At 72.0% G+C, this 21,558-nt stretch carries 20 protein-coding genes; 13 read left to right on the top strand and 7 right to left on the bottom strand.

Features of this window, described 5'->3' with window-relative positions:
* Positions 1 to 46: 46 nt before the first annotated feature.
* On the bottom strand, positions 47 to 757 hold the full coding sequence (locus tag N912_RS0102415) for a hypothetical protein (protein WP_037062670.1): 711 nt from the start codon (positions 755 to 757) through the stop codon (positions 47 to 49).
* Positions 754 to 1,521 carry a polysaccharide deacetylase family protein gene (locus N912_RS0102410; RefSeq protein WP_084210530.1) on the bottom strand — a complete coding sequence of 256 codons (768 nt, stop codon included), beginning with the start codon at positions 1,519 to 1,521 and terminating at the stop codon, positions 754 to 756. Before N912_RS0102410 ends, N912_RS0102415 begins: the two co-directional genes overlap by 4 nt.
* 92 nt (positions 1,522 to 1,613) lie before the next feature.
* Between N912_RS0102410 and N912_RS0102405 the strand changes: the two genes are divergently transcribed.
* Positions 1,614 to 2,192, top strand: coding sequence for a methyltransferase family protein (locus tag N912_RS0102405; protein WP_037062668.1), 579 nt, complete (start codon positions 1,614 to 1,616; stop codon positions 2,190 to 2,192).
* Between the two features lie 50 nt (positions 2,193 to 2,242).
* Here N912_RS0102405 and N912_RS0102400 read toward each other — a convergent pair whose 3' ends face one another.
* A complete protein-coding gene (locus tag N912_RS0102400; protein WP_037062667.1) occupies positions 2,243 to 4,702 on the bottom strand; it encodes a GcvT family protein in 2,460 nt (819 codons plus the stop codon).
* A gap of 84 nt (positions 4,703 to 4,786) precedes the next feature.
* Positions 4,787 to 5,446, bottom strand: coding sequence for a GntR family transcriptional regulator (locus N912_RS0102395; RefSeq protein WP_028921163.1), 660 nt, complete (start codon positions 5,444 to 5,446; stop codon positions 4,787 to 4,789).
* 68 nt (positions 5,447 to 5,514) lie between these two features.
* On the opposite strand from N912_RS0102395, the gene N912_RS0102390 reads away from it, so the two are divergent.
* The 11 genes from N912_RS0102390 to N912_RS48990 all read left to right on the top strand — a co-directional run bounded on the left by N912_RS0102390 (position 5,515) and on the right by N912_RS48990 (position 17,913).
* Entirely contained in the window at positions 5,515 to 6,786 is a 1,272-nt protein-coding gene (locus tag N912_RS0102390) for a serine hydroxymethyltransferase (protein ID WP_037062666.1), read from the top strand.
* Entirely contained in the window at positions 6,783 to 8,003 is a 1,221-nt protein-coding gene (locus N912_RS0102385) for a sarcosine oxidase subunit beta family protein (RefSeq protein ID WP_028921161.1), read from the top strand. The genes N912_RS0102390 and N912_RS0102385 overlap by 4 nt, the downstream gene beginning before the upstream one ends.
* Before the next feature lie 9 nt (positions 8,004 to 8,012).
* Positions 8,013 to 8,279, top strand: coding sequence for a sarcosine oxidase subunit delta (locus N912_RS0102380; RefSeq protein ID WP_028921160.1), 267 nt, complete (start codon positions 8,013 to 8,015; stop codon positions 8,277 to 8,279).
* Positions 8,276 to 11,068: a 2Fe-2S iron-sulfur cluster-binding protein gene (locus N912_RS0102375; protein ID WP_028921159.1), complete on the top strand. Its 2,793-nt coding sequence runs from the start codon at positions 8,276 to 8,278 to the stop codon at positions 11,066 to 11,068. The genes N912_RS0102380 and N912_RS0102375 overlap by 4 nt, the downstream gene beginning before the upstream one ends.
* A complete protein-coding gene (locus N912_RS65035) occupies positions 11,058 to 11,618 on the top strand; it encodes a sarcosine oxidase subunit gamma (protein ID WP_037062665.1) in 561 nt (186 codons plus the stop codon). The genes N912_RS0102375 and N912_RS65035 overlap by 11 nt, the downstream gene beginning before the upstream one ends.
* The gene (locus N912_RS0102365) at positions 11,615 to 12,976 is read left to right on the top strand and encodes an L-serine ammonia-lyase (RefSeq protein ID WP_028921158.1); all 1,362 of its coding nucleotides are present in this window, start codon (positions 11,615 to 11,617) and stop codon (positions 12,974 to 12,976) included. The genes N912_RS65035 and N912_RS0102365 overlap by 4 nt, the downstream gene beginning before the upstream one ends.
* On the top strand, positions 12,970 to 13,668 hold the full coding sequence (locus N912_RS0102360; RefSeq protein WP_028921157.1) for a phosphatase PAP2 family protein: 699 nt from the start codon (positions 12,970 to 12,972) through the stop codon (positions 13,666 to 13,668). Before N912_RS0102365 ends, N912_RS0102360 begins: the two co-directional genes overlap by 7 nt.
* A 51-nt stretch (positions 13,669 to 13,719) precedes the next feature.
* Positions 13,720 to 14,382: a transglutaminase-like domain-containing protein gene (locus tag N912_RS49000; protein ID WP_037062664.1), complete on the top strand. Its 663-nt coding sequence runs from the start codon at positions 13,720 to 13,722 to the stop codon at positions 14,380 to 14,382.
* 61 nt (positions 14,383 to 14,443) lie between these two features.
* Complete coding sequence (locus N912_RS48995) at positions 14,444 to 15,691, top strand: SLC13 family permease (RefSeq protein ID WP_051579469.1); 1,248 nt, start codon at positions 14,444 to 14,446, stop codon at positions 15,689 to 15,691.
* Between the two features lie 124 nt (positions 15,692 to 15,815).
* A complete protein-coding gene (locus N912_RS0102345; protein WP_028921156.1) occupies positions 15,816 to 17,036 on the top strand; it encodes a glycine cleavage T C-terminal barrel domain-containing protein in 1,221 nt (406 codons plus the stop codon).
* 4 nt (positions 17,037 to 17,040) lie between these two features.
* Positions 17,041 to 17,913 (top strand): methylenetetrahydrofolate reductase, encoded by an 873-nt coding sequence (locus N912_RS48990; RefSeq protein WP_084210529.1) that lies wholly within the window; start codon positions 17,041 to 17,043, stop codon positions 17,911 to 17,913.
* Here the strand turns inward: N912_RS48990 and N912_RS0102335 are convergent.
* Genes N912_RS0102335 through N912_RS48985 form a run of 3 tightly spaced genes read right to left on the bottom strand, consistent with a single transcriptional unit; the run spans position 17,891 to position 20,560 of the window.
* The gene (locus N912_RS0102335; RefSeq protein WP_028921155.1) at positions 17,891 to 19,006 is read right to left on the bottom strand and encodes an aromatic ring-hydroxylating oxygenase subunit alpha; all 1,116 of its coding nucleotides are present in this window, start codon (positions 19,004 to 19,006) and stop codon (positions 17,891 to 17,893) included. The genes N912_RS48990 and N912_RS0102335 overlap by 23 nt on opposite strands.
* A gap of 25 nt (positions 19,007 to 19,031) precedes the next feature.
* Positions 19,032 to 20,216: an NAD(P)/FAD-dependent oxidoreductase gene (locus N912_RS0102330; RefSeq protein ID WP_028921154.1), complete on the bottom strand. Its 1,185-nt coding sequence runs from the start codon at positions 20,214 to 20,216 to the stop codon at positions 19,032 to 19,034.
* Positions 20,216 to 20,560 (bottom strand): bifunctional 3-phenylpropionate/cinnamic acid dioxygenase ferredoxin subunit, encoded by a 345-nt coding sequence (locus N912_RS48985; protein WP_037062663.1) that lies wholly within the window; start codon positions 20,558 to 20,560, stop codon positions 20,216 to 20,218. The genes N912_RS0102330 and N912_RS48985 overlap by 1 nt, the downstream gene beginning before the upstream one ends.
* A gap of 185 nt (positions 20,561 to 20,745) precedes the next feature.
* Here N912_RS48985 and N912_RS0102320 point away from each other — a divergent pair, with 185 nt between their 5' ends.
* Positions 20,746 to 21,486 carry an IclR family transcriptional regulator gene (locus N912_RS0102320; RefSeq protein WP_028921153.1) on the top strand — a complete coding sequence of 247 codons (741 nt, stop codon included), beginning with the start codon at positions 20,746 to 20,748 and terminating at the stop codon, positions 21,484 to 21,486.
* The last annotated feature ends 72 nt before the right edge of the window (positions 21,487 to 21,558 follow it).

Below are 21,558 nucleotides of genomic sequence, written 5' to 3'. Positions count from 1 at the left end.
CCACACCCGTTCGTCTGTCCGCCTTCGATACTTCCAGACGACGTCCTCACTTGAGGACGCTCACCGCCCTGGCGACGATCAGCGCAACCGTGACGAGTGAGACCAGCGCCTGGGCCATCGCGGTGAGCTTGGCCCACCGCGACAGCGGCACGTCGGAGGGTCCGAACGCGGTGGCGTTGGAGAACGACAGGTACAGGTAGTCGACGAGCCGGGGCTCCCAGTCCGCGGCCGCCATGGTCGGCGCCTGCATCTGCACGAACAGGAAGTCGGGGGTGCGGCGGCGGGCGTGCGCGCGAGCGGCCGGGCCGCCCCTGTCGAACTGCCAGTACCACAGCGCGAACGCGATGATGTTGGTCAGCCAGATGGCCGCGCCGGCGGCGAGCAGCGGCCCGGCGTCGGAACCGCCCTGGCCGGTGATCAGGATGGTGGCCAACGTCACCGCCGAGAACACGTTCGCCGCGCTGAGCAGGGTGAGCAGCGCGAGGCTCCAGAACCGCAGCGTCGCGGACTCGCGGTCCAGCCGGCGCGGGCTGGCCATCGTGAGCGCGGCGAGCAGCACCAGCTCGATGCCGGGCATGACCCACCTGTGCACGAACGTGAGCCGGTCGGGCAGGGCGAGCTGCAGCCCGGCGGCCACCACGATCAGGACCACCACCGGCCAGCGGCTCTCGCCCTCGGTCACCCGCAGCCAGGCCGGGATGCGCCGCGCGGCGTCCTCGATCTCCTCGGTCAGCGTGTGGCGCTGGATGTCGCTCATCGGGGCATCGGCGGCCGGCGGGTGTTGAACATCTCGTCGAGTGTCACTGGCGTGAGGTCACGTTGTCTGATCAGGTCCAGGATCTGGTCGAACAGGGCGAGCACGGTCGGATGGTTGGCGTGCCCGAGCATAATCGTGCCGGGTTGGAAGTACCTCGCGGCCTGCCCGAGCAGGAACGCCGGCGTGATCAGCGACGAGTCGGAGTACGAGCCGTTCCACATCGCCACCCGGTCGAAGCCGACGCCGGCCGCGACCCGGTCGACCGCGGGGTTGTGCCGGCCGTAGGGCGGCCGGTAGTACGGCAGGGCGCTGGTGCCGAACGTGCGGTTGATCCACGCCTCGTTGCGTTCCAGTTCGTCCCGGACCTTCCCGGCCGTCAGCCTGGTCAGGTCGGGGTGGCCGAACGTGTGGTTGATGACCTGCACCTGACCGGCCTCGACCAGCGGGCGCAGCACCCTGGCCTGTGGGCGCCAGGAGCGGTCGTACCTGCCGTTCGGGCTGAACGTCAGGTGCACGCCGGTGCGCTGGGCGAACGCCGCGTACCCGGCGACGCAGTCCGCGCACGACCCGTCGTCCACGGTGATCGCCACCTGCCGGGAGGACACGCTGGCGTCCGGGCCTCGGCGCAGCACGGTCGGCTTCCCCGGCGGGTCTGGCGCGTGAGGTTCCGAGGCCTCCGCGCGGCCCGTCGACGCGAACGCCAGCCCGACACCGAGCAGACCGAGGAAGGTCCGGCGGCTACGGCGCTGGTGCGGGCATCGCATGCGAGTCACGCTAACCGTGCGGCCCGAACCGCCTCAGCGCATTGTCAGCGACGCCTGGCTAGCCTCCGCGTTGGGTGGGAAGGAGTGTCGCGATGCGGCTGGTCCTCCTCGACGTGTGCTGGGGGGCGTTCGCGCTGGTCTGGCTGGTGGGCGCGGTGGTGAACGCGCGCCTGGCGCCCCCGGTGGTCCGGCGGCGGTGGGTTTTCTGCCCGACGCTCGTGGTCGCCGGGCTGTTGCTGCTGTTGCGGTTCACGGTGCCGCTCGCGGTGTGGCGGCCGTTGCAGTACCGGGCGCCCTGGCTGGACGTCGTCGGGGCGGTCCTGCTGGTGGCCGCCACCGGCTTCACGCTGTGGGCGCGCTGGCGGCTGGGCACGATGTGGACCTCGACCGCCGTGGTCAAGGCCGACCACCGCCTCCGCACCGACGGCCCGTACGCGATCACCCGCCACCCGATCTACACCGGCCTGCTCGGCATGCTCACCGGCACCGTGCTGCTCAGCGGCCTCGGCCTGTGGCTGGTGGTGCTCGTCGTCGGCTACGTGTTCGTCGAGTTCAAGATCAGGGCCGAGGAACAGCTCCTGACCAGCGAGTTCCCCGACGACTACGCCGCCTTCCGCCGCCGCGTCCCCCGCCTCCTGCCCCGCCCGCGATCCAGGCGCACACACCCGTGAGTGGCTAGGGCCGCTATGACGGCCCTAGCCACTCACGGGTTCTGACCTGGTCAGTTGCGTAGGCGGGTCATCTTCGGGTCGAACAGGGGCTCGTCGGCGACGGTGGCGGGCAGGCGGCGGTCGAAGTAGCCGATGTGCAGACCGGTGCCGGTCACGGTTAGGTCGGACGGGAGCCAGGCGTAGGCGATGCCGGCGCCGATGGTGTAGCCGTAGGCGGCGCTGGTCACGTAGCCGACGCAGTCATTGCCCGCGTAGACCGGCTCGCTGCCCATGACGGTGGCGCCGGGGTCGTCGAGGGTCAGGCAGGCCAGGCGGCGGCGTGGCTGGTCACGGCGGCGCAGGGCGGCGTCGCGGCCGAGGAAGTCGGGCTTGTCGGCCTTGACCGCGAACCCGACGCCGGCCTCCCACGGGTCGTGCTCGAACGTCATGTCCGCGCCGAACGAGCGGTAGCCCTTCTCCAGCCGCAGGCTGTTGAACGCGCCCCGGCCGGCCGCGATGACGCCGTGCTCGGCACCGGCCGCCCACAGCGTGTCCCACAGCTTGGCGCCCATGTCGGCGGTGGTGTACAGCTCCCAGCCCAGCTCGCCGACGTAGGACAGCCGCAGCGCGGTGACCGGCACGGTGCCCAGGTAGGTCCGCCGCCCCCGGAAGTAGCGCAGGCCGTCGTTGGAGAAGTCGTCGCCGGTCAGCGGCTGGAGCACGGCCCTGGCCCGTGGCCCCCACAGCCCGATGCAGCAGGTGCCGGCGGTGACGTCACGCACCGAGACATCACCGGAGGCAGGCAGGTGGCGGCGCAGCCAGTCCAGGTCGAGGTTGCCGTTCACCCCGATCTGGAACAGCTCACGCCCCAGCCTGGCCACCGTGATGTCGCTACGGATGCCGCCGTCGGTGTCCAGCAGCAGCGTGTACGTCACCGAGCCGACCGACTTGTCGATCTTGCTGGTGCACATCCGCTCCAGGAACGCCGCCGCGCCCGGCCCCGCCACCTCCAGCCGCTTGAGCGCCGTCATGTCGTACATCGCCACGGCCTCGCGGGTGTAGCGGGCCTCGGCGCCCACGATCGGCGACCAGTAGCGGGCCGCCCAGTCGTCCAGGTCGTTGTTCGGCGCCGGGATGTCGTACCCGGAGACCAGTCCGGCGTTGGACTCGTACCACTGCGGACGCTCCCAGCCGTTGGCCTCCAGGAAGAACCCGCCGAGCTCGCGCTGGCGCTGGTGGAACGGGCTGGTGCGCAGCGGCCGGGGCGACTCCATCGGCTGCAGCGGGTGCTTGATGTCGTACACCTCGACGAAGTTCTGGCAGCCCCGTTCGAGCACGTACGCCGGCGCGAGCTGGTGCCGCTCGAACCTGTTCAGGTCGCAGCCGTGCAGGTCGAACGACGAGCAGTGCCCGTCGACCAGCCATTCGGCCATGGCCCTGCCCACCCCGGCGGAGTGCGTGACCCAGACCGCCTCGGCCACCCAGAAGCCGGCCACCTCCGGCGACTCACCGAGCAGCGGCATGTCGTCGGTGGTGAACGAGAACAGGCCGTTGAAGCCCTCCTCGATCTTCGCCTGCGCGGTGGAGGGCAGCAGCGAGTTCGTGACCCGCCAGGCCTCCTCGAAGTCCGGCTCGGTGAACGGCAGCACGGACGGCATGCCGGTCGCTTCCCTGGCGTCGGCCACGCTCAGGATCTCCGTCGCGGCCACCGGCATCGGGCGGTGCCCGTAGTAGCCGACCGCGAGCGTGTCGTAGCGCTCCCGGTAGTACAGGTCGGCGCCCTGGTGGCGCAGGATCGGGTGCACGGCCTCCTCGGCCTGACCGGCCAACCCGGGCACCTGGCCGGTCCAGGCCAGCTGGTGCGCCAGCGGGACCAGCGGCAGCGACAACCCCACCATGCCGGCCACCTTCGGACCCCAGATGCCGGCGCAGCACACCACCACGTCCGCCGGCAGCTCACCGGCATCGGTGCGCACCCCGGTCACCCGCCCACCGGAGACGTCGACGCCGGTCACCTCGGTGCCGTCCAGCACCCGCACGCCCCTGGCGGCCGCGCGCCGCACCTGCGCCTGCACCGCCCGCACCGACTTGGCCAGCCCGTCGGTCGGCACGTGCAGGCCGCCGAGCACCTGGTCGCGGTCCAGCAGCGGGGCCAGCCGCAGGCACTCGTCGGGGGAGACCACCTCGGCGGACACACCCCAGGCGCGGGTCCATCCGGCCCGGCGGTGCAGCTCGGCCAGCCGCTCCTCGCTCAGCGCCACCTCCAGGCCGCCGACCTGCAGGAAGCACGGCTCGCCATCCAGGTCCAGCCCGCACAGCTTCTCGACGGTGTAGCGGGCCAGCTCGGTCATCGTCTTCGAGCCGTTCGCCTGGAACACCAGGCCCGGCGCGTGCGAGGACGAACCGCCCGGCTCGGGCAGCGGCCCCTGGTCGACGATCGTGATCCGGTCCCAGCCTCGGGCGGAGAGCTCGTCGGCCAAGGCCGCGCCCACCACACCCGCGCCGATGATGACCACCCGGGGTCCAACCATGACCGCCTCCGGTGCGCAGTTCGCAACAGCACTCACGTGACGCAACGAGAGTTCCGCGTCCGGAACGGTCGTGTCAAGAGGTAGCTACAGGGTGGCCCGTACCGACCGTTCGAAGTCCTCCACGTGGCGCACCGCCAGCTCGCGGGCGCGCTCCCCGTCGCCGGCCAGGATCGCCTCCAGCATCGGCACCAGGTCGGCGGCGTGGTCGACCTCGGGCAGCCGGTCCAGGAACAGGTACCAGATCCGCAGCGACAGGTTGTAGTAGTGGTCGAGCGTCGACTCCAGGTACCTGTTGTGCGCGCAGCCGTAGATCGCCCGGTGGATCTCGGTGTCCAACCGCATGCTGCCGGCGCGGTCGACACCTCCCTGCCGGGCCGCCGCCGCGACCAGCTCGCGCAGCCGGTCGCGGTCGGCCGCCGTGGCCCGCTCCGCCGCCCGCTGCGCGGCGTGGCCCTCCAGCTGGCGGCGCACGTCGGCGATCAGGCCGTGGTCGGTGATGTTCACCTCGGTGACGAAGGTGCCCCGCCGGGGGTAGATCGCCACCAGGCTCTCCGCCTCCAGCCGCTTGAGCGCATCCCGCAGCGGGGTCCGACCGACGCCCAGCTCGGCGGACAGCCGCTCCTCGTTGATCGGCGAGCCCGGCGGCAGCCGCAACGTGACGATCATGTCGCGGACCGCCGTGTAGGCCCGGTCGGCGAGCAGCGGCACCCGGCCCGGAAATGAATGGTTGACGCCACCGGTCATGCTTCCTAGCCTAGCGTACAACTGATATTTCAGAACGCCTGCCACAGGTACTTCAACTGAGGAGCGGCATGAACCAGGATCTGGGCAGCTTCGACCCCGAGGTCGCGGCCGCGCTGGACGCCGAGCTGGGCCGGCAGCGCGACACCCTGGAAATGATCGCCTCGGAGAACTTCGCGCCGCTGGCGGTGCTCCAGGCGCAGGGCTCGGTGCTGACCAACAAGTACGCCGAGGGGTATCCGGGCCGCCGCTACTACGGCGGGTGCGAGCACGTGGACGTGGTGGAGCGGCTGGCCATCGAGCGGCTCACGGCCCTGTTCGGCGCCGAGCACGCCAACGTGCAGCCGCACTCCGGCGCGCAGGCCAACGCGGCGGCGATGCACGCGCTGCTGCGGCCCGGCGACACCATCCTGGGGCTGGACCTGGCGCACGGTGGTCACCTCACGCACGGCATGCGGCTGAACTTCTCCGGCCGGCTCTACGACGTGGCGGCCTACCACGTGCGGGAGTCCGACGGGCTGATCGACGCCGAGGAGGTGGAGCGGCTGGCCCGCGAGCACCGGCCGAAGCTGATACTGGCCGGCTGGTCGGCGTATCCGCGCCAGTTGGACTTCGCGCACTTCAGGCGGGTGGCGGACGAGGTGGGCGCCTACCTGATGGTGGACATGGCGCACTTCGCGGGCCTGGTCGCGGCGGGGTTGCACGACAACCCGGTGCGTTGGGCGGACGTGGTCACCACGACCACGCACAAGACGCTGGGCGGGCCGCGCGGCGGCGCCATCCTGTGCCGGGCGGAGCTGGCGAAGAAGATCAACTCGGCGGTGTTCCCCGGCCAGCAGGGCGGGCCGTTGGAGCACGTGATCGCGGCCAAGGCGGTGGCGTTCAAGGCGGCCGGCACGCCGGAGTTCGCCGAGCGGCAGCGGCGCACGGTGGCCGGTGCCCGGATCCTTGCCGACCGGTTGCTGGAGCCGGACGTGGGCGGGTACGGGGTCACGGTGGCCACCGGGGGTACGGACGTGCACCTGGTGCTGGTCGACCTGCGCGCCGCCGACCTGGACGGCCGCCAGGGCGAGGACCGGCTGCACCGGGTCGGCATCACGGTCAACCGCAACGCGGTGCCGTTCGACCCGCGCCCGCCGATGGTCAGCTCGGGGCTGCGGATCGGCACCCCGGCGCTGGCCACCAGGGGCTTCGACACCGAGGACTTCGTCGAGGTCGCCGATGTGCTCGCCGAGGCGCTCAAGCCGGACTTCGCGGAGGACAAGCTGCGCGCCCGGGTGGCGGCGCTGGCCGAGCGGCATCCGCTGTACCCGACCCTGCGGCCGTTCCGGGTCCAGTCGTGAGCCAGGCCCTGCCCGAGCAGCCGGAGTGGCTGTGGCGCAACCCCGACCCGAAGCCGAGCTACGACGTGGTGATCGTCGGGGCGGGCGGGCACGGCCTGGCCACCGCCTACTACCTGGCCGGCCGGCACGGCGTGCGCAACGTGGCGGTGTTGGAGAAGGGCTGGCTGGCCGGCGGGAACATGGCCCGCAACACCACGATCATCCGGTCCAACTACCTGTGGGACGAGAGCGCGGCGATCTACGAGCACGCGCTGAAGCTGTGGGAGGGGCTGCCGGCGGAGCTGGACTACGACTTCCTGTTCAGCCAGCGCGGCGTGCTGAACCTCGCGCACACCCTCCAGGACGTGCGGGACAGCATGCGGCGGGTGTACGCGAACCGGCTGAACGGGATCGACAGCGAGTGGCTGGACCCTGGCGAGGCGCAGAAGGTGTGCCCGATCCTGAACGTCTCGCCGGACGCCCGCTACCCGGTGCTCGGCGGCACCTGGCAGCCCAGGGCGGGCATCGCCAAGCACGACCACGTGGCCTGGGCGTTCGCCCGGAAGGCGGACGAGCTGGGGGTGGACCTGATCCAGGGCTGCGAGGTCACCGGGTTCCTCCGGGACGGCGCCGGCCGGGTCACCGGTGTGGACACCAGCCGGGGGACGATCCGGGCCGGCCGGGTCGGGCTGGCGGCGGCCGGGCACTCCAGCGTGCTCGCCGGCGCGGCGGGGCTGCGGCTGCCGGTGCAGAGCCATCCGCTGCAGGCGCTGGTCTCGGAGCTGCTGGAGCCCGTGCACCCCACCGTGGTGATGTCCAACCACGTGCACGTCTACGTCAGCCAGGCGCACAAGGGCGAGCTGGTGATGGGCGCGGGCATCGACTCGTACAACTCCTACGGCCAGCGCGGCTCCGGGCACGTCATCGAGGAGCAGATGGCCGCCGCCGTGGAGCTGTTTCCGATCTTCAGTCGGGCGCACATGATCCGTTCCTGGGCCGGGGTAGTGGACGTCACCCCGGACGCCTCACCGATCATCGGCCCGACCCCGGTGGAGAACCTGTTCATCAACTGCGGCTGGGGGACCGGCGGCTTCAAGGCCACCCCGGCGGCCGGCTGGGTGTTCGCGCACCTTCTCGCGCACGGCGAGCCGGACCCGCTGGCCGCGCCGTTCGGCCTGGACCGGTTCACCACCGGCGCCCTCATCGACGAGCACGGCGCCGCCGCCGTCGCCCACTAGGAGACCGCGATGTTGCAGATCGGCTGCCCGTGGTGCGGGCCGCGCGAGGAGACCGAGTTCCACTACGGCGGGCAGGCGCACGTGGCCTACCCGGAGCGGCCGCTGGAGCTGGACGACGCCGCGTGGGGGGAGTACCTGTTCGTCAGGGACAACCCGAAGGGCACGTTCGCCGAGCGGTGGGTGCACTCCGCCGGCTGCCGGCGCTGGTTCAACGTCGTCCGGGACACCGTCAGCAACCGGATCGACGCCGTCTACCGGATGGGGGAGCGGGCGTGACCGGCCGGCTGCCCTCCGGCGGGCGGATCGACCGGGACGCGCCGTTGCGGTTCAGCGTGGACGGCAGGGAGCTGACCGGCTACCGGGGTGACACGGTGGCGTCCGCGATGCTCGCGAATGGGATCATCGAGGTCGGCCCTTCGATCTACCGGCGGCGCCCGCGCGGGATCTTCACCGCCGATGTGACCGAGCCGAACGCGCTGCTGCAGGCGGACGAGCCGATGCTGCCGGCCACCACCGTCGAGCTGTTCGACGGGCTGGCGGCGCGGACCCTGTCCGGGGTGGGGCGGCTGGATCCGACGCCGGATCAGGCCGTGTACGACAAGAAGTACGTGCACACCGACGTGCTGGTGGTCGGGGCCGGCCCGGCGGGGCTGGCCGCCGCGCTGGCCGCGTCCGCCGGCGGCGCCCGGGTCATGCTGGTGGACGACCAGCCCGAGCCGGGCGGCCGGCTGCTCTCCGACGGTGCCGCGCTGGACTGGGTGGCGTCGGCGTTCGCGGAGCTGGCCGGGCGTCCGGAGGTGCGGGTGCTGCCGCGCGCCACCGCGCTGCGCCGTGACGGCACGTACCTGGTGGTCGCCGAGCGGCGGGCCGACCACCTCGGGCCGGCAGCGCCGGAGCACGTGTCCCGGCAGCGGCTGTGGCACGTGCGGGCGCGGCGGGTGGTGCTGGCCACCGGGGCGCACGAGCGGCCGCTGGTGTTCGCGGACAACGACCGGCCCGGGGTGATGCTGGCCGGCGCGGTGCGGACCTACCTGAACCGGTACGCGGTGCTGCCCGGCCGCCGGGCCGTGGTGCTCACCACGAACGACAGCGCATACGACACGGCGCTGGACCTGGCGGCGGCGGGCGCCGAGGTGGCCGCGCTGGTCGACACCCGCGCCGATCCTCCGCGCGCGCTCGTGTCCGCCGCCGAGAACGCCGGCATCCCGGTGTTGGCCGGTTCGATGGTCACGGGTACAGCAGGGGAGCGGCGGATCACCGGCGTACGGGTCGGCGAGTCACAGTGGCTGGACGCCGACCTTCTCGCGGTCTCCGGCGGCTGGAACCCGGCGGTGCATTTGTACGCCCAGTCCCCGGGCGACCTGCGCTGGGACGACGGGCTGGCCGGGTTCGTGCCGGTGCCCGGTGACGAGGCCATCGGCGTGGCCGGGGCGGTGGCCGGCACGCTCGACCTGGCCGGCTGCCTCGCGGACGGGGCCCGGGTCGGTGCGTCCGCTGCCGCCGCGGTGGGCTACCCGGGGCCGGCCCCTGAGCTGCCCGAAGCGTCGACCCGCCCGGTGGCCCCGGCCGGCCCGGTGTGGCTGGCGCCTGGCGACTCGACGGACTGGCGCGACCACTTCGTCGACCTGCAGCGCGACGCCACGGTGGCCGACGTCCACCGGGCCACCGGGGCGGGGATGCGCTCCGCCGAGCACGTCAAGCGCTACACCACCATCGGCACCGGCCACGACCAGGGCCGCACCTCCGGCGTGCTGGCCAGCGGCGTGATCGCCGAAGCGCTCGGCCTCGGCTCGCCGGGCGAGCTGGGCACCACCACGTTCCGCCCGCCGTACACGCCGGTGTCGTTCGCCCTGATGGCCGGCCGCGACCGGGGCGAGCTGCTGGACCCGGTGCGGGTCACCTCGATCCAGCCCTGGCACGTCGCGGCCGGCGCGGAGTTCGAGAACGTCGGCCAGTGGAAGCGGCCGTGGTACTTCCCCCGGCCCGGCGAGGACATGCACGCCGCCGTGCTGCGCGAGTGCCGGGCCGCGCGCACCGGGGTGGGCATGCAGGACGCCTCCACCCTCGGCAAGATCGACGTGATCGGTCGGGACGCGGGGCAGTTCCTGAACCGGATCTACACCAACGCGTTCGCCAAGCTGAAGGTCGGCTCGGCCCGCTACGGCGTCATGTGCACCGCCGACGGCATGGTGTTCGACGACGGCGTGGTGATCCGGCTCGCCGAGGACCACTACTACCTGACCACCACCACCGGCAACGCGGCCGCCGTGCTGGACTGGCTGGAGGAGTGGTCGCAGACCGAGTGGCCGGAGCTGGACGTCACGTTCACCTCGGTCACCGAGCAGTGGGCCACGGTCGCGGTGGTCGGCCCGAGGTCCCGGTCGGTGGTCGCGCGGCTGGCCCCGGCGCTGGACTGCGCGAACGAGGCGTTTCCCTTCATGACCGTGCGGGACACCACGCTCGCGAACGGCATCCCGGCGCGGATCGCCAGGGTGTCGTTCTCCGGCGAGCTTGCCTTCGAGGTCAACGTGGCGAGCTGGCACGGGCTCGCCGCCTGGGAGGCGATCCTGGCCGCCGGCGAGGAGTACGGCATCATTCCGTACGGCACCGAGACCATGCACGTACTGCGTGCGGAGAAGGGGTTCCCGATCGTCGGGCAGGACACCGACGGCACCGTCACCCCGGAGGACCTGGGCATGAGCTGGATCGTGTCCACCCGCAAGGACTTCGTGGGCCGCCGCTCGCTGTCCCGCCCGGACACCGCCCGCACCGACCGCAAGCACCTGGTCGGGCTGCTCCCGGTGGACCGCCGCGAGCTGCTCCCCGAGGGCGCGCAACTGGTCGCCCAGGGCACTCCGGAGCGCGCGCCCGTACCCATGCTTGGCCACGTCACGTCGAGCTACCACAGCGCCGCGCTGGAGCGCACGTTCGCGCTCGCCCTGGTCCGCGACGGCCGCAACCGCATCGGCCAGACCCTGCTGGCCCCGCTGGGCGACCGGACGATCGCCGCGACCGTCACCGAACCGATCTTCTACGACCGGGAAGGAGCCCGCCGTGACGGCTGACCAGCTCCGCCGAAGCCCACTGGACGGGCTCGTCCTCGAAGCCCCCGCCGTACGAATCGCCGAACTGCCGTTCTCCGCCGAGGTGAACCTCCGAGCCGACCCGTCCGACACCGCGGTCGCCGAGGTCCTGGGCGGCTTACTGCCCAGCGAACCGAACACCGTGGCCGCCCTGCGCGGACGCCACGCGCTGTGGCTCGGCCCGGACGAATGGCTGGTGGTCGGCCCGGACGGCGACGCCCCCGAGCTGGTCGGCCGGCTCCATGCCGCGCTCGCTGGATCCCGAGGTTCGGCCGTCGACGTCTCGGCCAACCGCACCACCATCGAGGTGTCCGGCGAGCGCGCCACCGACCTGCTGGAGAAGGGCTGCCAGCTCGACCTGCACCCGCGCGCCTTCGCCGCCGGCCACTGCGCACAGACGATGGTGGCCAAGGCGCAGGTGATCCTCTGGCAGACCGACCAGACACCGACCTACCGCCTGCTGGTGCGCGGCTCGTTCGCCGGCTACCTGGCCGCCTGGCTCACCGACGCCGCTCGGGAGTACCTCCCTTGATCAGCGTATTCGAGCTGTTCAGCATCGGCATCGGACCGTCCTCGTCGCACACCGTCGGCCCGATGCGGGCCGCCCTGCGGTTCGTCACCGCCCTGGCCGAGGACGGCACCCTGCCCGAGGTTGCCCAGGTCCGCTGCGAGCTGTTCGGCTCGCTCGGCGCCACCGGCCACGGGCACGGCTCACCGGCCGCGGTCCTCCTCGGCCTCACCGGCGAGCGCCCCGAAACAGTCGACACCGACGCTGCCCCGGCACGGATCCGCGAGATCCGGGAGTCCGGCCGCCTGTGGCTGCTTGGCAAGCACGAGGTCGGCTTCCGCGAGCCCGACCATCTCGTGCTCCACCGCCGCCGCACCCTGCCGCTGCACCCCAACGGCATGCTGTTCACCGCCCGCGCCGCCGACGGCGCCGTGCTGGCCGAACGCACCTACTACTCCGTGGGCGGCGGGTTCGTACTGGACGGCTCGCACTCGCGCCTCATCCCCGACGACACTCCCGTCGCCCACCCGTTCCACAGCGCCGCCGAGCTGCTCGCGCACTGCGCCGACACCGGCCTGCCGATCAGCGGCGTGATGCTGGCCAACGAACTGTCCCGCCGCACTCATAACGACGTGCGAGACGGCCTGCTGCGCATCTGGCGGGTGATGCGCGAGTGCGTCGAGCGCGGCTGCGCCACCGACGGTGTGATGCCCGGCGGGCTGCGGGTACGGCGACGGGCCGCCGAGCTGCACCGCCGGCTGCGCGCGGAGGCCGGCAACCCGGACCCACTGCAGGTGATGGACTGGGTCTCGCTGTTCGCGCTGGCCGTGAACGAGGAGAATGCCTCCGGCGGGCGGGTGGTCACCGCGCCCACGAACGGCGCGGCCGGGATCGTGCCCGCCGTGCTGCACTACTACACCCGGTTCGTGCCCGGCGCCGACGACGACGGCGTGGTCCGCTTCCTGCTCACCGCCGGCGCGATCGGCGCGATCTACAAGGAGAACGCGTCCATATCCGGCGCCGAGGTCGGCTGCCAGGGCGAGGTCGGCTCGGCCTGCTCGATGGCCGCCGGCGCGCTGTGCGAGGTGCTCGGCGGCACCCCGCGCCAGGTGGAGAACGCCGCCGAGATCGGCATGGAGCACAACCTCGGGCTGACCTGCGACCCGGTCGGCGGCCTGGTCCAGATACCCTGCATCGAACGCAATGCCATGGCGTCGGTGAAGGCCATCAACGCCGCCCGTATCGCCCTGCGCGGCGACGGCACCCACGTGGTCAGCCTGGACAAGGTGATCAAGACGATGCGCGAGACCGGCGCCGACATGAAGGTCAAGTACAAGGAGACCGCACGAGGCGGCCTCGCCGTCAACGTCATCGAGTGCTGACCGGCCGGCCGCCGTGGTATCTCGAAGCACCGCTGCTTGTCGGCGGCTACCTCGCCTTCGGCCTGGCCCGGGCCGAAATCGACCGCGGCGAACCCACGGCGACAAGCAATGCCGTGCTCGTCCAAAGCCTGGAGCAGACCCTTCGGATCGCCGTTGAACACCCGCTGAACCATGCGATGCTCGCGCATCCGGCCGCGATCCACCTCACCGGATACTTCTACCGGCTCTGCGTCATCGCGGTACCCGCCACCCTGATCTGGCTCTATTTCCGTTGGCCGGCGCGCTACGGCCACCTGCGCACCGTTCTCGTGATGACGATGCTCCTCGACCTCCCGCTCGTGTGGCTCTTTCCGGAGTCTCCGCCCCGCTTTGCCCAGGACGGCATCGTCGACTACATGGCAACGCACGACATCCTCTACGGAGCCGCGTCTCGCGCTCCCCGCCCCGGGGTGAACCTGCTGGCCGCCATGCCGAGCATGCACATCGCCTGGACGACCTGGTGCGCGTACGCCGCGTGGTCGGTGCTGCGTCGGTCCGCTCCGCGAGCCGCGTGGCTGGCCTGGTTGTTCCCTTTTCTCGCCGCTTTTGTCGTCCTAGCGACCGGTCACCACTACGTCCTGGACATCCTGGCCGGGATGGCACTCGTCGCGCTCACGATCCGGTTATCCCCAAGGCACAACTTGGAATCGTGACAGAACATCCGAGGATTGACCCGAGAGGCCACCGAATTCGACGATGGGCGCATGACCGAGGTCTATCTGTCACCGGGCGAATACGTGGACAGCGACCATCCCACGGTCCGCGCGACGGCCGCCGCCATGACAGCGCCAACGCCCCGGCAGAAAGCCCGCGCGATCTACTACCACGTCCGTGACGACATCACGTACGGCTTCCCCGACGATCACCCCGTGGCCACCGGGCGGGGTTCGCTGCTCGACTACTTCCGCGACCCGCACACCTATCGCGCCAGCAGCGTGATCACCGCCGGATACGGATACTGCGTGAGCAAGGCCTCGGTGTTCACGGCCCTGTGCCGGGCGTCCGGGATCCCGGCGCGCGCCGCCTTCGCCGACGTCACGAACCATTTCGGCACCGGCCGGCTGCGCGCCGCCATGGGCACCGACGTGTTCGCCTGGCACGGCTACGCCGAGATACGCCTCGACGACCGCTGGGTCAAGGTCACTCCCACCTTCAACGCCGCCCTGTGCGCCCGGCTCGGCGTCCGACCCGTCGAGTTCGACGGCGTCCACGACGCGCTGCTCCAACCCTTCGACACCGAGGGCCGCACCTTCCTGACCTACCAGACCGAGCACGGCACCTTCCACGACATCCCCGCGAAGTTCCTCGCCGGCGAGCTGCCACGCCGCTATCCCGGCCTCGAACGACCACAGCCGTGGGCCGGATAGCTCCAGCGCGTGCGACAGTGGATGTCGTGCCCGGAGCGCTGGTCCGCTGAACTCCCTGTCGATGGAGGTGCTGTCCGCCGGCCTGCTCCTGCTGGTGCTGGGGTGGGCGGTGGCCCGCCCGTACCGATGGCCGGAGGCGGCGGTCGCGGTGCCGGCCGCCGCCGTGCTGGTGGCCGCCGGGGCGATCTCGCCGGAGCGTGCCGTCGCCGAGGTGCAACGGCTGGGGCCGGTGGTCGGGTTCCTGGCGGCGGTGCTGGTGATGGCCCGGCTGTGCGCCGACGAGGGGGTGTTCCGGGCCTGCGGGGCGTGGCTGGCCCGGGCGGCGGCGGGGCGGCCGGGGCGGCTGCTGGCGGCGGTGTTCGCGCTGGCCTCGGTGACCACGGCGGTGCTCAGCCTGGACGCGACCGTCGTGCTGCTGACCCCGGTGGTGTTCGCCACCGCCGCACGACTGCGCGCCCGGCCGAAGCCCCATGTGTACGCCTGCGCCCACCTGTCCAACAGCGCCTCGCTGCTGCTGCCGGTGTCCAACCTGACCAACCTGCTGGCGTTCGCCGCCAGCGGGGTGAGCTTCGTCCGGTTCGCCGGGCTGATGGTCGGCCCCTGGCTGGTCGCGATCGGGTGCGAGTACCTGGTGTTGCGTCGCTTCTTCCGTGCCGACCTGAACGACGACCTGAACGCGCCGGCCGCCGTGTCGGGCGAGAGCACCGAGGTCCCGGTCTTCGCGCTGGTCACCGTCGGTGCCACGCTGGCCGGCTTCGTGCTCGCGTCGGCGGCCGGGCTCGACCCGGCGTGGGCCGCGGCCGCCGGCGCGCTGGTGTTGGCCGTACGCGCGATCGCCCGCCGCCGCACCCGCCCGCTCGACATCCCGAAGGCGGCCGCGCCCGGGTTCCTCGCGTTCGTGCTCGCCCTCGCCGTCGTGGTCCGGGCCGTGGTCGACAACGGGCTCGCCGAAGGACTGGGCCACCTCGTACCGGCCGGCTCCACGCTGCCCGCCCTGCTCGGCGTCGCCGCGCTCGCCGCCGCGCTGGCCAACCTGATCAACAACCTGCCCGCCGTGCTGGTGCTGCTGCCGCTGGTCGCGCCGTCCGGGCCGGGGCCGGTGCTCGCCGTGCTGCTCGGGGTGAACATCGGCCCCAACCTGACCTACGCCGGCTCGCTGGCCACCCTGCTCTGGCGCCGCGTCGCCCACCAGCACCGACACCGCGTGAACCTGGCCGAGTTCACCCGCCTGGGCCTGCTCACGGTGCCCTCGGCGCTGGTGCTGTCGGTGCTGGCGCTCTGGGCCGCCCTGCACGTCCTCGGTAGCTGAGAGCCCGGTCACACCCATGCATTGACGACGACGCGGCCGCGCGCCACACTTGTTGCGATCTGCACTTGGTGTTGCTCAATACGCAACTTCAACATCATGTTTCCGAGCCAAAGAAGGCCGTTCCATGACCGAAGTGCTGCACCCGGACAACCCGCTGAGCACGAACAACGCGCCGGGAATCGTCGAACCGCCGAAGATCCTGCTGTACAGCAGGCTGCGGACCTCGCCGTACTTCTGGAAGTCCCGGGAGCACGGCCCGGTGATGTACAGCGTGTACAACCACACCTACCACCCGCGCCACTACGGCGACCCGGTCTCCGAGTACTGGTCGCTGCTCAACGGGGTGACGCTGTGGGACGTCGGCGTGGAGCGCCAGATCGAGATCTCCGGGCCGGACGCGTTCGACTTCACCAACCTGCTGGTACCCCGTGACCTCACCAAATGCGCCGTCGACCAGTGCAAGTACGTGTTCATCACCGCGCCGGACGGCGGCATCATCAACGACCCGGTGCTGCTGCGCGTGGAGGAGAACAGGTTCTGGCTGTCGCTGGCGGACAGCGACGTCGGGCTCTGGGCGATGGGGGTGGCGCACGCCGGCGGCTGGAACGTGACGGTCCGCGAGATCGACGTCGCGCCGGTGCAGGTGCAGGGGCCGAAGGCCAAGGAGGTGATGGCCGACCTGTTCGGGCCGTCGATCCTGCAGATGCCCTACTACCACCTGCGGCACGAGACCCTCGACGGGCTGGACGTGGTGGTCAGCCGCACCGGCTACACGGGGGAGATCGGCTACGAGATCTACCTGTACTCCGCGACCCAGAACGCCGGGCGGCTGTGGGACCGGGTGTGGCAGGCCGGTGAGCCGCACGGCATGCGCACGATCGGCCCGTCGCACATCCGGCGCATCGAGGGCGGCATCCTCGCCTACGGCTGCGACATCACGCTGGACACCAACCCGCTGGAGGTCGGCTACGACTACCGCTGGATGGTGGACCTGGAGCAGGAGGCGGACTTCATCGGCAAGCAGGCCCTGATCCGGGCCAAGCAGCAGGGTGTCTCGCGCCAGCTGGTCGGCGTGGAGATCGACGGCATGCCGCTCGGCTCGTACAACGACGGCTCGATGCTGGAGCCGTTCCCGGTGCGGTCGGCGGGCGGCGAGCTGGTCGGCAAGGTCACCAGCGCCTGCCACTCGCCCCGGTTGGAGCGCAACATCGGGCTGGCCATGGTGCCGATCGGCCTCAGCGCGCTGGGCACCCGGCTGACCGTGGAGACCCCGACCGGCGCCAGGGACGCCACGGTGGTCGAGAAGCCGTTCGTCGACCCGCGCAAGCTGACCCCCAAGGGCTGAGGCCATGCTGACGCACCCGCCGGCGGCCACCGGTGGCGTGGCCGGTGGCGGCCGGGAACTCCCGATCGTGGCGCGGCTGCTCGCCGGGGCGCGGTTCGAGCTCACCCCGCTGTCCGGGGCGTTGGAGCAGGCCGAGGCGCTGCCGGCGGGTGCGACGGTGACCGTGACGACCTCGCCGAGCCGGGGCGTCGGGCCGACCGTCGCGCTGGCCGAGCGGCTGGCCGAGCGCGGGTTCCACGCCGTCCCGCACCTCCCGGCCCGCCAGATCCTGGACACCGCCGAGCTGTCCGAGCTGCTCGGGCGGCTCGACCGGGCCGGTGTCCGGGAGGTGTTCGTGGTGGGCGGCGACGCCGATCCGCCCCGGGGTGAGTTCGCGGACGGGCTGTCCCTGTTGCGGGCGATGCGCCGGATCGGGCACCGGCCGGCCCGGATCGGCGTGCCCTGCTACCCGGAGGGCCACCCGCTCATCGACGACGGGACGCTGTGGTCCGCGCTGCTCGCCAAGCAGGAGCTGGCCGACTACGCCACGACACAGATGTGCTTCGACCCGGCCGCGGTGTGCCGGTTCGCCCGGGCCGCCCGCGAGCGCGGTGTCACGCTGCCCATCCTGGTCGGCGTCCCTGGCGTGGTGAACCTGCGCAGGCTGCTCCGGATCAGCATGCGGATCGGGGTCGGCGACTCGGTCCGGTTCGTCCGGGGCCAGCGGACCGCCGCCAGGGAGCTGCTGCGTCCGGGCAGCTACCGCCCCGACGCCCTGGTCCACGCGCTCGCCGCCGAGGAGGCGTGCGCGTTCGCCGGCCTGCACTTCTACATGTTCAACGACGTCGAGGCGACGATGCGGTGGCTGCGGGAGGTCAGCCCGCGAGCTTCTCGGTGACCCAGTGGTGGAACGCGGCGATGTGGTGCTCGCTGGGGACCAGGACGCCGCCGGCGTCGTAGACCCGTGAGGTCATGTTCGGCTGGCAGCGCTCGCAGGCCTCGAAGTCCTGCTGGTTGACGCGGTGGAACAGCTCCACCGACCGGGACAGGTCGGCGCCGCCGGCCACCACCTCGGGCGCGAACAGCCAGTCGCATTCGACCACCGTGCGGTCCACGGCCAGCGGGTACATCCGGTGGAAGATCACGTGGTCGGGCACCAGGTTGATGAACACCTGGGGGTTCACCGTGATCGCGTAGTAGCGGCGGTCGTGGGCGTCGTCCACGGCGGAGAGCGTCGGGAAGCTGGCCCCGCCGTCGATGGTGAAGCCGTGCGCGTCCTCGGCGAACGCGGCGCCGTGGCCGACGTAGTACTGCGCGGCGAAGCCGTCGGCGAACTCGGGCAGCACCTCGGTCAGCTCGGGGTGGATGGTCGCGCAGTGGTAGCACTCCATGAAGTTCTCGACGATGAGCTTCCAGTTCGCGGCCACGTCGTAGACGATCCGCCGGCCCAGCTCCAGCCGGTCGATGCCCCAGGCCTCGACGGTGTCGGCGTCGCCGAGCCGCGCGGTGACCGCCCCCATGACGGTGTCCTCGAACGACGGCGGCCGCTGGGCCAGGCACACCCACACCGCGCCCAGCCACTCGCGCAGGTGCACCGGCCGCAGCCCGTACTCGGCGCGGTCCACGTCGGCCATCTCGGCCAGGTTGGGCGCGGCGATGAGCGAGCCGTCCAGGCCGTAGGTCCAGGCGTGGTACGGGCAGCGCACCGCGTTGCGGACCTCGCCGGCGGGCTCGGTGCACAGCCGCGCGCCCCGGTGGCGGCACACGTTCAGGTGCGCGCGCAGGACGCCCCGGCGGTCGCGCACCAGCAGCACGCTCTCCCGTCCGACCTGGACGGTGCGGAACTTGCCGGGCGTGGGCATGTCGGCGGCCCTGGCCACGGCGAACCAGCTCGACTCGAAGATCCGCTCCTGTTCGAGCGCGAAGACCTCGGGGTCGGCGTACGAGCTGCCGGGCAGGGTGTTGATCAGGCTGGGCGGAGCAATGGTCATGTGAGTGCCCTTCGGCCGAACACGGTCACACGGTGGCGGTGGTGGTGGCGCGCGCGGCGAGCCGGCGGCGCCACCGGGTGAACTGGCGCGGTTGGTTCATCCCGAGCACGGCGACCGGCTGGTCACCGCGCCGGTAGACGGCCAGGAACTCGCGCGCGTCGACGTCGCCCTCGACGACCTCGACCAGGTCGCCGTCGCGGCGGTGGCCGGCGAACTGCAGCCGGTGGCCGTACTGGTCGGACCAGAAGTACGGCGCCTCGTGGTCGGGCGGCAGCGGGTCGTCCCGGCCGAGCAGCGTGGCGGCGGCGGTGTTCGGCTGGGTGAGCGCGTTGGTCCAGTGCTCCAGCCGCAGCGGTCCGCCGGCCCAGTCCCGGTGCGCGGCGGCGCAGTCGCCCACCGCCAGCACGCCGGGCACCGCGGTGGCGCACCGGGCGTCGGTGGCCACGCCGCCGTCCGGGGCGAGCGCGAGCCCGGAGCCGGCCAGCCAGTCCACGCACGGCCGCGCCCCGATGCCGACCACCACCACGTCCGCCGGCAGCTCCCGCCCGTCGGCCAGCCGCACCGCGCTGACCCGCCGCTCACCGACCAGCTCGGCCACCCCGACGCCGGCCACCAGCCGCACCCCGTGATCGCCGTGCAGCCCCGCGCACACCCGCCCCAACTCGACGCCCAGCGGCCCGGCCAGCGGCGTGGCCAGCGCCTCGGTCACCGTGACCTCGACCCCGAGCCCGGCGGCGGTGGACGCGATCTCCGCGCCGATGAACCCCGCGCCGACCAGCACCAGCCGCGCCCCGGGCACCAGCTCCGCGCGCAGCGCGGTGGCATCGTCCACGGTGCGTAGGGTGTGCACCCCGGCCAGCGGCGGGCCGGGCAACCGGCGGGCGCGGGAACCCGTCGCGATCACCACGGCGTCCGACGCGATCGGCTCGCCGTCGTCCAGCCACACCGAGCGCCCGCCCGGATCCAGCCGCACCGCCGTGCGCGCCAGCCGCCAGTCCACGCCCAGCGGCTCGTCCTCGGGCGAAAGCAGGTCCAGCTCGTCGCGGGCCATGGTGCCCGCCAGGAACTCCTTGGACAGCGGCGGGCGGTCGTAGGGCCGGTGGACTTCAGAACCGACCACGGTGACCCGCCCGTCGAAGCCCTGGTCACGCAGGGCCCGCGCGGTGCCCAGCCCGGCGAGCGAGGCGCCCACCACGGTGACCGAGGCGATCACGCGACCTCGGTCTCCTCCGCGCGGACCTGGCCCGCGCCGGTCGAGACCCGCAGGTAGACCATGCCGTCGACCACGACGACCTGATGGGTGCGGACGGGGGTCCTGGCCGGCGGGCCGTCCGGCACCCCGGTGCGCAGGTCGAAGCAGCTCGCGTGCAGCGGGCACTCCACCGCGCAGCCCTCGACCCATCCGTCGGACAGCGACGCCTTCTGGTGCGTACAGGTGTCGTCGATCGCGTACACGGTGTCGTCGGAGACCCTGAACACCGCGATCGGCACATCGGCCAACACTCGGACCGCCTCGCCAACGGGAATCTCGGCGAGCGCACCCACAGGGATCATCGCAACCTCGCTGTTCCTTAATATGCAACAAGGAGTCGTATGTGAAACAAGGATGCCCGCATGGGGTGACGCCCGTCAACGGGCAGACGGGTATCGATGCGTCTGATGTTTAGAGTTGCGTCATGAATAACGGGCGGGCGGGCAGAAACCGCGATTCGGAAGGCCCCACGACCCACGTGCAATCGGTGGACCGGGCACTGACCATCCTGGAGTACCTCGCGCAGAACGGCAGCTCCGGTGTCACCGAGATCGCCAAGAACCTACAGGTGCACAAGTCGACGGCCTTCCGGCTCGTGGTCGCGCTGGAGAACCGCCAGCTGGTCGAGCAGGAGGAGGAGCGCGGGAAGTACCGGCTCGGCTTCGGGCTCATCCGGCTGGCCGGGGCCACCAGCGCGCAGCTCGACCTGACCAAGGAGGGCCGGCCGGTGTGCGTGCGGCTGGCCGGCGAGTTCGAGGAGACGGTCAACATCGCGCTGCTGGACTCCAACGCCGCCGTCAACATCACCCAGGAGCACGGCAACAACGTGGTCGCCTCCCGCAACTGGGTGGGCAAGCGGACCCCGCTGCACGCCACCTCCAGCGGCAAGGTGCTGCTGGCCTGGGCCGACGAGGGCACCATAGCCTCGGTGCTCGACGAGCCACTGGAGGCGTTCACCGAGCAGACGATCACCACCCCCGCCGCCATCCGCGCCGAGCTGGAGCGGGTACGAGCCCGTGGGTGGGCGAGCTGCAGCGAGGAGCTGGAGGTCGGGCTGAACTCGGTGGCCGCGCCGATCTTCGAGGCGGACGGCGCGGTGGTCGCGGCGGTCAGCGTGTCCGGGCCGTCCTACCGCGTCATCACCGACGACTTCGAGCGCATCGCGGACCGGATACTCGCCGGCGCCGGCGAGATCAGCTCCCGGATCGGCTACTTCCCCGGCGGCTGAGCACGCCCAATACTTGACGGATCGGGCACGATCGGAGAACAGTGCCCGATGTGTTGCGCATTTCACATCGAG

It is taken from the genome of Actinospineispora acaciae DSM 45401 (genome assembly GCF_000620785.1).
Taxonomy (GTDB): domain Bacteria; phylum Actinomycetota; class Actinomycetes; order Mycobacteriales; family Pseudonocardiaceae; genus Pseudonocardia; species Pseudonocardia acaciae.
Note: the sequence above shows the minus strand (reverse complement) of the source record. Positions and strands in the feature narration are given on the sequence as shown.